The organism is Bradyrhizobium sp. AUGA SZCCT0158 (genome assembly GCF_018130065.1).
Classification (GTDB): Bacteria; Pseudomonadota; Alphaproteobacteria; order Rhizobiales; family Xanthobacteraceae; genus Bradyrhizobium.
Genome location: NZ_JAFCME010000007.1, coordinates 139,427 through 151,514 on the forward strand (window position 1 = coordinate 139,427; position 12,088 = coordinate 151,514).

Here is a 12,088-nt window from a genome sequence, read left to right on the forward strand (position 1 = left end):
GTTCAATTATCGCCCGGCTTGCTCGCAAACGCGCTCTCGATCACGTCGCCGATCGGCTGCCAGGCGTTGCCGTCGAATTGCACCAGCCGCATCTGCTTGATGGGGTGAAAATCCGCAGGTCCCGTGTTGATGGCAATGCCCGGCAGAATGATCGGGCTCTGATAATTCTTCAGCGACGCGGCCTGCCGCATGATGTTCTCGCGTGACAGGTCGTCGCCGCACTGGGTCAATACCTGGACCAGGGTTTCGGCCACGGCATAGCCGAAGATGGCGTAACTGTCCTCCCTGTCGCCGTCGGGATAATACTTGTCCATGAATGACAGCCACGCCTTGATCGAAGGATCTTCCGTCCAGGTGGTGTCGCCAGCGTCCTTGAGGAACGAGGTCGAGATCACGCCCGTGGCGTTCGCAAGCCCGGCAGGTCTCAGTGCATTCGCGATCGAAGCCGCCGCATTGACCAGCACCACCACCGGATACCAACCCAGTTCGGCCGCTCTTCGGATGGCACGCGCCGAGATTGGCGGCGCGCAATTGAGCACGAGCACTTCAGCCCCGGAATTCTTGAGAATGTCGACCTGGGCATCGATCGACATATCGGCCTCGATGGCGATATCAGCCACGATCATGCGGGCCGTGACGCCGAGCCCTTCCTGCAATCCCCTGAACAGATCGCGTCCGAACTGATCGTTCTGCCAGAGCACCGCGATCTTGCGATCCGGATAGGAGGCCTGAATGTAGTTGGCGTAGATCCGTCCCTCGGCGCGAAACGTCGGCTGCCAGCCCATGGACCAAGGAAATCGCTTGGGATGCGCCCACTCCTCGTCGCCGGACGCGACAAAGAGTTGCGGCACCTTCTTCTCGTTGAGATAGGTCCGCGTCGCCAGATTGCCCGGCGTCCCGAACGAGCCGAACATCAGCAACACGTTCTCCTGCTCCACCAGTTGACTTGTATGCTCGGCTGCCATCCTTGGATTGGAACTGTCGTCGCGGGAGATGAATTTGATCTTGCGGCCGTTGATGCCGCCGCGGTCGTTGATCATGTCGAAATAGGCGGCTTCGGCTCTGCCGATCGCCGCGAATGCAGCCAGCGGCCCGCTATAGGGCATGATGTTGCCGATGCGGATTTCGGTATCGGTGACGCCGCCGCCATGGGCTTGCCGCGCTGATATCGGCATGCCGGCAAACAGCGCGGCGGCTAACAGGGCCAGGATAGTTCCAGTTGCATTTATTGTTTTCATCAGCATGGCCTCACGCTAACTCAAGCTTGTGACGCCTAACCCAGCGCTTGCGACCATACTGCCCAGTCCGGCGCTGTTGAAATCAATTTTTGTGTTCAGCGCAGCGTAATATCCAGCCACCCCAGCGCATTGACGCTGACACGGTCGCCGGTATCGACCAGCACTGTGGTGGTTTCCGCCTCAATAATGGCAGGGCCGGTCAGCGAATGCCCGGGCTGCAGCGCATCGAGCGCGTAGACCGGCACCTCGCGCCAGCCGCCAAAGAACGCCTGACGTTTGCCGCGTGGCACGCAAGCGCTGGCGGACGCCGCCGGCCGCGTGTTCTGATCGTTCGGCGCCACCGCACCGACCGCCGCGACCCGCGCATTGACGAACACGACCTCCTGGCCGGGCGATGCGTAGGTATAGAGTTCCTCGTGCTTGCGATGGAAGCGCTGCTCGATCCGGTCGACGAGATCGGGCGCATTCCAGTCGAGACCGTCCAGCGATACGTCGATCTCGAAAATCTGCTCGCCGTAACGCATTTCAGCGGAGCGTTCGATCGACAGCGGACCGTTGAACCATGAGCGCAGCCGACCGGTAGCCGATTGTTCCAGTTCGGCGAACAGCTCACGCACTTCGCCGGCTGAAATGCGCGCTGCCTTGCCATAATGCGTGCGGCTCATCTCATAGCGCAGATCGCTGGTCAGCATTCCCCATGCCGACAGCACGGAGGCTACCGTCGGCACGATGATGCGCTTGATCTCCAGTTCGCGCGCGACTTCGGCCGCGTGCAGACCCGCCGCGCCGCCGAAACTCAGCAGCGCGAATTTCCTGGGATCGACGCCGCGGCGCAACGTCATCAACCGGATGCCGTCGGCCATGTTCAAATTGATCATGCGGTAAATGCCGGCCGCGGCCTCGACGCGCGAGAGCTCCATGGCTGCGGCGACACGATCGACAGCCGCTTCCGACGCCGCGCGGTCGAGTGGGCGCTGCCCGCCCATGAAGGCCGCCGCATCGAGATAGCCGAGCATGACATTGGCGTCGGTGACAGCAGCCGCCTGCCCGCCATTGCCGTAACAGGCTGGGCCCGGAATCGAGCCGGCGCTTTCCGGACCAACCCGCAGCGTGCGGCTGCCATCGACGCTGGCGATCGAGCCCCCGCCAGCCGCAATGCTCGCAATGTCGAGGCTGCGCAACGCAATGCGCTGACCCGCGAGCAGGCCATCAGCGGAGAGCGAGGCCTGCCCGTCCGAAATGAGAGAGATGTCCGTGCTGGTTCCGCCCATGTCGAACGGCACCAGATCGGGAATGCCGAGCAGCTCAGCACAGCGTCGGCCGCCTGACATCCCGCCCGCCGGCCCTGACAGCACCGTGCCCGCGGCGAGGCGTGAGGCTTCCTCGACCGGCGCCATGCCGCCATGCGACAGGATGACGAACAGGCTGCCCTTGAGGCCGGCCTCCTTCAGCCGCCGTTCGAGATTGGTGAGATAACGCCGCACGATCGGTTCGACATAGGCGTTCACGATCGTGGTCGAGACGCGCTCATATTCCTTGATCTGCGGCAGCACGTCGCTGGAGCGCGACACGCTGACGTCAGGCAGTTCCCTGGCGAGCCGTTCGACCACGGCGAGTTCATGGACCGGGTTGAGATAGGAATGCAGGAAGCAGATCGCGACCGAAGTTGCACCGGATTTCCGGATGCCAGCGATGGCCTCATCAAGCGAGGGCTGGTCCAGTGCAATCAAGACCTCGCCATTCGCCTTGAGCCGCTCGCGAACGCCAAAACGCAGTTCGCGCGGCACCAGGGGCTCCGGCGGCGGCGAGCGCAGATCGTAGCGATCGGGCTTGAGGCCTTCGCGCATTTCGATGACGTCGCGATGGCCCTCGGTGGTCAAGAGCGCGACCTTGGCGCCCTTGCGCTCCAGCAACGCGTTGGTCGCAACCGTGGTTCCGTGCACCAGCCGATCTGTGGCGGCTAGCATATCCGCACGCGTCGTGTTCAATCGCCGCGCCAGTTCTTCCAGCCCGGTCATGACGCCGATCGACTGGTCGGCCGGCGTGGATGGTGATTTTGCGAACATCGTGCGCCCGGACGCATCCGTGGCCACCAGGTCGGTATAGGTTCCGCCGACGTCAACCCCGATTGTGTACATCGTCAGCCACGTCGCTCCGCGGAAACACTGGTCAATCCCTGCTCGGCATCGCGCCGCCGCGCCTCCGCCGATCGCTTCGACGGTGGCCCCCAGCCACCGCCGCCGGATGAGCGGATCTCGAGGCAATCGCCGGGATGGAGTTCGATGCCGACTTCCTTGGTGCGCAACACGCGCGGCTCGCGGCCTTCGGACAGCAGGCGATAATGATGCGGTTCGCCGTCCTCGCCGCCGAGCATGCCGCAGGGACCATGGCGTGCGCCATCGCCCGCGGTGTTGCCGCGCGACGGCTTTTCGGTTTCCAGCACCAGATCGAGGGCAACGCCGAGACCGCCGCGGAACTGGCCGTCGCCGCCGGAGCCCGGTCGGAATTCATGCTGGCGGAAGTGCAACGGAAAGCGCGCCTCGGCGACCTCGATACTTCCGAACTTCAATCCACCGACGCTGTGCCATTCGCCGATCGACGAGTAACCATCGCCGCCGGACGAAGCACCGCCGCCCGGTCGAGCCTGAAACAAATGCCAGATGAACTGCTTTCCGGTGCGCGGATCCTCGCCCTGAATCGCGATCCGGAATCTGCGGCTCCATCCGGCCATCGCGCGCTGCGGACAGGAGGCGGACATGGCCTTCACGATCGCTTCAACGATCTCGTTGGAGGGATGGCTGGTGCACAACGTCACCGGCCGGCCCGGATCGGCCCAGACGATCGTCCCCTGCTTGGCGATCACCTTTAACGGGCGCAGCGCGCCGGTGTTCTTGGGGATGTCAGCGTCGATCAGATAGGCAAAGGCCATCGCGACCGCGGCCTGCATGTTGGCATGCGAGGAATTCACAAAGCTGGTCGACTGCGGATCGGACTGCGTCAGATCGACCTCGACATCGCTGCCCTTCTTGGTAACCTTGGCCGCGATCCTGATATCCGTGCGGCCATGGCCGTCATCGTCGAGAAACGCCTCGCCGCGGAAGACGCCGTCCTTCCAGGTCGAGACCACGGCGCGGGTCTGCTGTTCAGTTGCATCCAGGATCGCTTCGATCGCCGCTTCGACGACCGGCGCGCCGAATTCGCTGAACAGTTTTGCGACGCGACGTTCGCCGAGATGCGCCGCGCCCAGCATCGCAGCAAGGTCGCCGCGAAACTCGCGCGGGTTTCGCACATTCAGCGCCAGCATCTCGAGCAGGTCTTCGCGCGGCCGCCCCGCCTCGGACAGTCTGATCGGCGGAATGCGCAGGCCCTCCTGCCAGATTTCCGTTGCCCCGGGATTGTAGGCGCCATGCGTGGCGCCGCCGATATCGCTTTGGTGGGCGCGCACGATGGTCCAGAGCAACCGCTTGTCGCCGTCGAACACCGGCACGAAGACGGTGAGATCAGGCAGGTGGCTGCCGCCATAATAGGGATCGTTGAGCAGGAAGACGTCGCCCGGCTTGACGTCCTTGAAGCGCTCCTCCACCGCGATCGTCGCCCATGGCAACGCGCCGACATGCACCGGCAGATGATCGGCCTGGGCGATCAGGCGGGCCTGCGTATCGCAAATCCCTAACGAAAAATCGCGGCTGGAATTGAGGATCTGCGAATAGGAGGTGCGAAGCATGGCCTCGCCCATCTCTTTTACGATCGAACTGAGCCGATGCTGGACGACGGACCGTGTGATGGGATCGATCTTGGCGGACATTCTTGCCTTGTTGTTCTTGCTTGCCTTGTTGTTCTTGAACCTAGAGCGAGGCCGACACTTCCGATATCGCGGCCGATACGGCATCGATGATCGCATGAATATCGGCATCCGTCATCGGGGTCGACAATGCCATCAATCCATTGCCCGCCGCCAGCACGCCACGATTGAGCAGCGCCTGATTGAAAACCACCTGACGCCTGGCTTCCGCTTCGGTCGGATAGGCCGAGCGATAGTCGCGCACCGGACGATCGACGAGATGTATCTTCAGCAGCGACCCGAGCCCGACCGTGCGGCCGGGAACATTGTGGCGGCGGAACGCTGCGTCGATCCCTGATCGGACCGCCTCCCCCATCGCATCGAGCCGCGCGAACGCCGCCTCGTCCAGCAGTTCCATCGCGGCGATACCGGCGCGCATCGTCACCGGATTGGCGGAGAACGTGCCGCCATGCGGCAGCGCAGGCTTGCCCGGCCGGGGGTCGAACACCGCCATGAATTCCTTGTGACCGCACACCGCGCCAACCGGAAACCCGCCGCCGATGATTTTTGCGAGCGTGGTCAGATCGGGGTCGATATTGAACAGACCCTGCGCGCCGCGATAGCCGAGCCGGAACGTGATCACTTCATCGAACACGAGCAGCGCGCCGACCTCGCGCGTCACCTTGCGCAGCGCCTCCAGATAGGCCTGATCGGCCGGCGCCAGACCGGCGCGATTGGGCATGGGATCGACCAGGACGCAGGCGAGTTCGGGACCGTGCTCGCGGATCAGGCTGACCGCGGCCTCGGTGTCGTTGAACGGAATGGTCAGGACATCGGCCAGCACATTGTCGGGCGTGCCTTTGGCGTAAGCGACGGACACCGGTGCGTTGCGGCCCCAGGCTTCCGGCGTCGGATCGAGGCTGACCTCGGCGTAGTCATAGGAGCCATGATACGCGCCCTCGCACTTTGCAATTTTGGGGCGGCCGGTATGGGCGCGGGCGGCCTTCAACGCCATCATGACAGCTTCAGTACCCGAATTGCAAAAGCGCACCTGGTCGACCGACGGCAATCGCGCAGCGAGCAGTTCGGCAAGGTCGACCTCGGATTCGGTCGGCATCCCGAATGCCGATCCCAGCGCAAGTTGCGCGGTCGCGGCCTTGATCAACACCGGGTGTGCATGGCCGTGAATCTGCGAGGTGAAATTGTTGATGCAATCGATGTACTCGTTGCCATCGAGGTCCCACACCCGACATCCCTCGCCGCGCGCGGCGTAGATCGGATACGGTTTCATGAAGACGGTGGTGCGCGTATTGCCACCGGGTAGACTCGCCAGTGCGCGGTTGTACATTTTTTGCGACGAGGAATTTGGATCCGGATACATGCGATCTTCCACCAGTGCTCGAACTCAACCTGATCTAGGTATACAGCAAAAATACGATTGTCCCGATGATCAGCGCCGCGGCCATGAACAGCAATACCGCCGGCAAACCGAGGAGCGCCGCGACCACGCCGGTTGCCGATTGCATCAGCGCCGCTCCCAGGAAGAACGCCAGATTGACCGCTGACAGCGCCTTGCCGGTGTTCTGCTGGTCCACCAGTTGCCGCGTCATGCCGAACACCAGTGGCTGGGCCGACATGGCAAAACCGATCAACACCAGCAGGACAATGTCATACTGAGCCGGCATCGCCGCTACGCCGAACAGGTCCGAGACCGGAAAATGAGACGCGCCCGCCGCCATCAAGGCGAGCAGCAGCGCCGCCAGGAAATGCGTGGCCGCGAGCACCTCGCGGCGATGACCAAAGCTTCGGTCGAAAAGACCGATCAGAGCCGGCCCAACGATCAGCGCGATCGTGAACAGGCCGAGCGCGTTGCCGGCGCCGATCCGGCTGAGCCCCTTGACCTCCATCAGCCACGGCCCGCCCCACAATCCCCGAAGCACCAGCACGGCCGCCAGCGAGACCAGCGCAATGGCAATCAGGCCGCGCAGCCGATACGACACGCCGATGCGCAGGACGCTTGCCATCTGCGACAGCGGCGACGAGCGATCGGCATGTTCAGCCCGCTGGTTCGGCACCAGGGCGTAGACGGCCAGTGCAACCATCAGGCCGAAGCCGGCGGAAATCCAAAACCCTACCCGCCATCCCCAGAGTTCGACGACGAAGGCGAGCGGGCTCGACGACAGCAGCATACCGATATTGCCGATCGACAGGATCAGTCCGGACCACAGGCCGAACCGCGCCGGAGATAATTGCTTTGCGGCCAGCGTCATCGGGCACATCAACATGCCCGAGTTCGCAACCCCGAGCAGGAATTGTCCGAACAGAAAACTCTCCGGCCCGGTTGCCAGGCCGGACGCCAACGCGCCGACAATCGTTCCAATCAGCAGACTAAGCGAAACCGGCCGCACGCCGAAACGATCCATCGCGGCGCCGACCGGTATCTGCGATGCCGCGAACGAAAAATGATAGATCGAGGTCAGGCTCGCCAGCGCCTGCGGCGACGTCTTGAAATCGGCGGCCATCACGTCGAGGCTGACGGCCGGGATCGTGCGCAGCAAGGTCGACAGCATGTGACCGCAGGCCAGCGCCAGAAGCGCAAAAATCAGTGCGCGAATGTTGACATCCGCGTCGTCGGCCTTGCCGCCGTCCATGTTTCGTTTCTTCCCGGCCTTGTTGCAGCCGGGGTAACACCAATACGCCGGGAATACCAAATGGTATTCCCGGCGACGCGATCAGTGCTTGTGGAACACCAGCGTCCGCAACTCGATGCTTTCGCGCGGGGGCGCATCAGCCGGCGTCGTTGGATCGATGAAGGCGGTGTGCGGCCCGAATCGCGTGCGGCCGTCGGTGGCTGAATCGTAGCACTTCAGCAGCAGCGCCTCGTCCGCGGTCATCTCCGGAATGTAGTACCAGCGATGGTCGGCGTTGTACTTCACGGAATAGGTTTCGCCCTGCCGGTTCGGATAGATCAGGTCGGAGGCTATGAGATCGCCGGGCGCGACGGTTTGGCCGTCCAGCATCGCGAGCGGCGTATCGCGCAGCGGTCCGCGAATCGGCCGCCACAGATTGATCACCTGGACCCGCCCCTTCAGCAGTTCGTCCGCTTCGTCAGGCAGATGCTCACGAACGCGATTGGCGCCTGATAGATCGGTCTGGTCGACATGGACCCGCGTGGCCGGCTGGCGCGGGCCGGCGCCCCGCACATCGGCCGCACCGTCGACGCGCTTGCGAACGGTATGGTCGAATATCACGACGCGATCGGCTTTCAGCGTAGCGCGGAGAAAAGCTTCGGCGGCGGGATAGTAGACGTTCCGCACCTCCTTATCGTCGTAGAAATTCCGGACGCTGGTCGGGTGGCGGACCAGGGCAAAACCCTCGCGGTCCAGCGAAAGACTGCCAGCGATCAGGCGGGCGTCGAAGATCGGAACTTGATGGGGTTCGGGCAGCGCCGTCGATCTGGGCTCGCCCGGCGGCGGATCGAAGGCGTAGGTGCGCGGCTTTCCGGGGGTGGGCGCGAGGTAGTTGAGCTCGCCGGTGACGAAGGGGAGCGACTCGAGTTTTGCTTGTTGCAGGCCCATGGCATTCTCCTGGACTCTATTGTTGGTTCGATTTGATTTTGGCAGGCCGGCCCTCCCCCACAAGACCGCATTGGAAATAGCAAAATTGCCGTTCCCGCAGGTGCGGTGCGGGAAAGATCCTTGTCGCGCGCACCGGTTCTCCCGGATGGATATTTCTGCACTTCACGGGTTCGTTAGCCCGCAAAACGCACGCCTTGCCATGTCCGGCTTGATCTACTCTCCCCGCCCGTCCAGCGTTACAGCACTGAACGGTCGCAGAACCGCCGCACCCAGGGAGGAAAAAATGAACGTCACCATGAAGGGCCGCGTTGCCGCCGTCACCGGCGGCAGCAAGGGCATCGGGCTTGCCGTCGCGCGGCGCTTTGCCGAGTCAGGCGCCAAGGTCGCGATCCTGGCGCGCGGCGCACAGGACTTGCAGGCCGCGCGCGAGGCACTCGCCAAGGAAGGCGTCGAGGTCCGCGACTATGTCTGCGACGTCTCGAAGGCGGCGGATATCGCCAAGGCGCATGAGTCGATCGCCGCCGATCTCGGCCCGGTCGACGTCCTCGTCAACAATGCCGGCACCTCGCGCGCGATGGCGTTCGAGACCGTGACCGACGAAATGTGGCAGGACGACCTTGACCTGAAACTGTTCGCCGCGATCCGTTTCAGCCGGCTGGTCTGGCCGGGCATGAAGGCGCGCAAATGGGGCCGCATCATCAACGTGCTGAACATCGGAGCCAAGGCGCCGGCTGCCGCGTCAACCCCGACCTCGGTCTCCCGGGCAGCCGGCATGGCGCTGACCAAGGCCATGGCGAACGAAGGCGGCCCGCACAACGTCCTGGTCAATGCGATGCTGGTCGGGCTGATCGTGAGCGATCAATGGGTCAAGCGGCACGCCGAGAAGGCGCCGGATACGGATTTCGACGATTTTACCCGCGACCTCGCCAAGGGCGTCCCGCTCGGGCGGATGGGCACGGCGGAGGAATTCGCCAACCTCGCCTGCTTCCTCGCCTCGGAGCAGGGCTCTTACATCACCGGGACAGCCATCAATGTCGATGGCGGCCGGTCGCCGGTGGTCTAGCGGCACCCCGGCTCTGATGGGCTCAGAACCGGAACCCGCTTTATCCTTCGCGTTTCGCTTGCGCGAACCGGTGACCACTTCGCTCGAAAGCGCCATGGCCCCGGGCAAAAAAGGCCTCCGTCGCCGGAGGCCTTTTCGCTATCACACCGCGTCTTTGGCGGCCTTGACCGGGCGGGCGCGGACGATCTTGCGCGCCGGCTTGGCCTTGAACATCATTTCTTCGCCCGTGAAGGGGTTGGTGCCCTTGCGAGCCTTGGTCGCGGGCTTCTTGACCACGACGAACTTGGCGAAGCCGGGGACGAGGAACACCCCGTTCTTCTTCAGCTCCTTGTGACCAACGTCAACGAGCGCGTCCATCACGCCCTTGACTTCCTTCTTCGAAACTTCGGTGGACGTCGCGATCTTCTCGATCAGCTGCGACTTAGACATTTGGGTAGCCATGGTTGCTCCATTTGATTCTGGAAGAGGCACGATATGGCGGAAATTGCCTAAAAAAACAGGCTTTTCGACATTCTGCACAACTATATCGCTATTTGACTTGCACTGATTCGCGGGAAATAGGCTAGTTTTTAAGGCTTTGGCGGTGCATTAAACCAGCTGAATGCGGCGAAATGCCTTGCCAGACAGCCTTTTTCGACGATCTCCGACCACTCCCCGCGCCTGATCGCGCCATGGCGAGCGATGCCGAATAAAACGGCGGCGATCGCAACGCTGATGCGCATGTCCGGATTTTCGGAAGGATTTTCCGAACCGGGCGGCGATTAGAAAATGACTCCAGTTCCGATGCGGGCCTTCGCGCAGGCCCCCCGAAGAAGGGCGGCATGCTCAACGTTCATACGGCGCCGAGCAGCGCCAGCTCAATCCAAGCCTTCATGCGTCCACCGGCGTCTACATCATCAGCGGCAAGATTCAGGAAATTCTGGTTGACCTCGACGCCAACGGCAGGCCCGTCGGCGTACTCGCCGAGAGTTCGCGCGCCGTAGAGAATCTGTGTGGCGATATCACTGCGGACGCCGCGAGGCGAGAAAATACTCCGCCCATCGCAGCAACTCGAAACGGTCGCCCTTGATCAGTTCCCGCGCATCGCGGCGCCGATAGAGCAGCAGCATCCAGGGCGCGATCTTGCGCAGCAATCCGTGCGCCACGAACGGCACAGGTTCGGTAAACGGCAACGCCAGTTCGCTTTCGGGCACGCCGCGGACCGCTTTCGCCAGTTCGTTGCCAAGCGGGATCGTCAGCGCGACCGCGCGGCCGTTGCAGCCGGTCCAGCCATAAGCGTTGGGCCCGAGTTTGTGGATGCGCGGCAAGAAGTCCGCCGTCATCCCGACATAGCCGTTCCAGACATAGTCGAACGAGACCTCGCCGATCTGTGGCCACAGCCGCTGCAAGCGCTCCGTCACGACAGCCTTGATCCGTTCGACCTTGTTGCCGGGGCCGAGCACCGCACCGCCGGTGACCAGCCGATTGCGCACGTCGTAACGCGCAAAATACAGTTCGCCATGGGTATCGGACAGCGCCTGGCGACCGGGGATGATGGTCTTGCGCACGTTGTCGGACAGCGGCTGCGTCGACATCTGCCAAGACAGCACCGGCATCACCTCGTGTGCGATATCAGGCACCAGCGATTTCGAAAATTCGCCGCTATAGGCGTTGCTCGCAACCACCAGCGCACGGCCGCTGATCGCGCCCTTTTCGGCCTTCACCACCCAGCGATCGCCGCGACGCTCGAAACTGATTGCCGGCGAACGGGCGTAGATGCGTGCGCCAAGGCCGAGCACGGTGTGCGCCAGCCCGCGCGCCAGCGCCAGCGGATTGACGTGGCCGCCGGTTTTGTTCCAGAAGCCGCCGTACCAGGCATCCGACCCGGTCATGTCGCGCGTCTGTTCGCGCGACAGCAGTTCAACCGGCGCGCCGAACTTCGACCATTGGCTCACACGCCTTTCCGCGACCTTGATGCGGCCAGGCGAATGTACCGGCTGCACCCATCCGGTCTGCTCCTGCTCGGCCTCGATCTTGTAGCGCCGCGCCACCTCGAACAGCGTGGAGGCGCTGTCGCGCAGCATGCCGACGAAGCGCTCGCCCACCGCGCCGTGTTTGGCAATGATGTCCTCCGGATCGGGCCGCGACAGGGTCGGAATGACCTGGCCGTTGTTACGACCCGACGCGCCCCACCCAGGCTCCGCGGCTTCCACGATCGCGACATCGACGCCGGCCTCGCGCAGATGCAGCGCCGTCGATAGTCCCGTAAAGCCCGCACCGATCACGATCACATCGGCCTGCTGCGTCCCGATCAATTCCGGAAGCTCAGGCCCTGATGGCGTCACCGCGGCCCACAGCGAAGGCGGCCAGCGGACTTCAGCGCTATTCATCATGATCCTTTCTTGCGGGCGGCAGATCGAATGGTTAGCTTAGTACGCATCATCAGCCC

The 12,088-nt window shown here is 63.3% G+C and carries 10 protein-coding genes and 1 pseudogene; 2 read left to right on the forward strand and 9 right to left on the reverse strand.

Going from position 1 to position 12,088, the window contains the following annotated elements; genetic code table 11:
- Positions 1 to 2: 2 nt before the first annotated feature.
- The 6 genes from JQ574_RS12325 to JQ574_RS12350 all read right to left on the reverse strand — a co-directional run bounded on the left by JQ574_RS12325 (position 3) and on the right by JQ574_RS12350 (position 8,597).
- The gene (locus JQ574_RS12325) at positions 3 to 1,238 is read right to left on the reverse strand and encodes an ABC transporter substrate-binding protein (RefSeq protein WP_212208536.1); all 1,236 of its coding nucleotides are present in this window, start codon (positions 1,236 to 1,238) and stop codon (positions 3 to 5) included.
- Positions 1,239 to 1,333: 95 nt separating this feature from the next.
- Positions 1,334 to 3,376 carry a hydantoinase/oxoprolinase family protein gene (locus JQ574_RS12330; protein WP_212383558.1) on the reverse strand — a complete coding sequence of 681 codons (2,043 nt, stop codon included), beginning with the start codon at positions 3,374 to 3,376 and terminating at the stop codon, positions 1,334 to 1,336.
- A gap of 2 nt (positions 3,377 to 3,378) precedes the next feature.
- Positions 3,379 to 5,043 carry a hydantoinase B/oxoprolinase family protein gene (locus tag JQ574_RS12335; RefSeq protein WP_212208538.1) on the reverse strand — a complete coding sequence of 555 codons (1,665 nt, stop codon included), beginning with the start codon at positions 5,041 to 5,043 and terminating at the stop codon, positions 3,379 to 3,381.
- A gap of 40 nt (positions 5,044 to 5,083) precedes the next feature.
- Complete coding sequence (locus JQ574_RS12340; protein WP_212208539.1) at positions 5,084 to 6,400, reverse strand: aspartate aminotransferase family protein; 1,317 nt, start codon at positions 6,398 to 6,400, stop codon at positions 5,084 to 5,086.
- A gap of 34 nt (positions 6,401 to 6,434) precedes the next feature.
- Positions 6,435 to 7,670: an MFS transporter gene (locus JQ574_RS12345; RefSeq protein WP_212208540.1), complete on the reverse strand. Its 1,236-nt coding sequence runs from the start codon at positions 7,668 to 7,670 to the stop codon at positions 6,435 to 6,437.
- 81 nt (positions 7,671 to 7,751) lie between these two features.
- Positions 7,752 to 8,597, reverse strand: a complete 846-nt coding sequence (locus tag JQ574_RS12350) for a CmcJ/NvfI family oxidoreductase (RefSeq protein ID WP_212208541.1) — start codon at positions 8,595 to 8,597, stop codon at positions 7,752 to 7,754.
- 283 nt (positions 8,598 to 8,880) lie between these two features.
- Here JQ574_RS12350 and JQ574_RS12355 point away from each other — a divergent pair, with 283 nt between their 5' ends.
- On the forward strand, positions 8,881 to 9,660 hold the full coding sequence (locus tag JQ574_RS12355; protein ID WP_212208542.1) for an SDR family oxidoreductase: 780 nt from the start codon (positions 8,881 to 8,883) through the stop codon (positions 9,658 to 9,660).
- A 141-nt stretch (positions 9,661 to 9,801) separates the two neighbouring features.
- On the opposite strand, the gene JQ574_RS12360 is transcribed toward JQ574_RS12355, so the two are convergent.
- Both JQ574_RS12360 and JQ574_RS12365 read right to left on the reverse strand, forming a co-directional pair.
- A complete protein-coding gene (locus tag JQ574_RS12360) occupies positions 9,802 to 10,101 on the reverse strand; it encodes an HU family DNA-binding protein (protein WP_192734913.1) in 300 nt (99 codons plus the stop codon).
- 128 nt (positions 10,102 to 10,229) lie between these two features.
- Positions 10,230 to 10,382: a hypothetical protein gene (locus JQ574_RS12365; protein ID WP_212208543.1), complete on the reverse strand. Its 153-nt coding sequence runs from the start codon at positions 10,380 to 10,382 to the stop codon at positions 10,230 to 10,232.
- Between the two features lie 58 nt (positions 10,383 to 10,440).
- On the opposite strand from JQ574_RS12365, the pseudogene JQ574_RS35055 reads away from it, so the two are divergent.
- Positions 10,441 to 10,639: pseudogene (locus tag JQ574_RS35055) on the forward strand (ABC transporter substrate-binding protein); the annotation flags it as partial.
- 22 nt (positions 10,640 to 10,661) lie between these two features.
- Here JQ574_RS35055 and JQ574_RS12370 read toward each other — a convergent pair.
- Positions 10,662 to 12,029: an FAD-binding oxidoreductase gene (locus tag JQ574_RS12370; protein ID WP_212208601.1), complete on the reverse strand. Its 1,368-nt coding sequence runs from the start codon at positions 12,027 to 12,029 to the stop codon at positions 10,662 to 10,664.
- Between the last annotated feature and the right edge of the window lie 59 nt (positions 12,030 to 12,088).

What these genes read in the sequence shown, in the direction of transcription:
- JQ574_RS12325 (WP_212208536.1), bottom strand. Translation starts at nt 1,238, where the DNA reads ATGAAAACAATAAATGCAACTGGAACTATCCTGGCCCTGTTAGCCGCC.
- JQ574_RS12330 (WP_212383558.1), bottom strand. Translation starts at nt 3,376, where the DNA reads ATGTACACAATCGGGGTTGACGTCGGCGGAACCTATACCGACCTGGTG.
- JQ574_RS12335 (WP_212208538.1), bottom strand. Translation starts at nt 5,043, where the DNA reads ATGTCCGCCAAGATCGATCCCATCACACGGTCCGTCGTCCAGCATCGG.
- JQ574_RS12340 (WP_212208539.1), bottom strand. Translation starts at nt 6,400, where the DNA reads ATGTATCCGGATCCAAATTCCTCGTCGCAAAAAATGTACAACCGCGCA.
- JQ574_RS12345 (WP_212208540.1), bottom strand. Translation starts at nt 7,670, where the DNA reads ATGGACGGCGGCAAGGCCGACGACGCGGATGTCAACATTCGCGCACTG.
- JQ574_RS12350 (WP_212208541.1), bottom strand. Translation starts at nt 8,597, where the DNA reads ATGGGCCTGCAACAAGCAAAACTCGAGTCGCTCCCCTTCGTCACCGGC.
- JQ574_RS12355 (WP_212208542.1), top strand. Translation starts at nt 8,881, where the DNA reads ATGAACGTCACCATGAAGGGCCGCGTTGCCGCCGTCACCGGCGGCAGC.
- JQ574_RS12360 (WP_192734913.1), bottom strand. Translation starts at nt 10,101, where the DNA reads ATGGCTACCCAAATGTCTAAGTCGCAGCTGATCGAGAAGATCGCGACG.
- JQ574_RS12365 (WP_212208543.1), bottom strand. Translation starts at nt 10,382, where the DNA reads ATGCGCATCAGCGTTGCGATCGCCGCCGTTTTATTCGGCATCGCTCGC.
- JQ574_RS12370 (WP_212208601.1), bottom strand. Translation starts at nt 12,029, where the DNA reads ATGAATAGCGCTGAAGTCCGCTGGCCGCCTTCGCTGTGGGCCGCGGTG.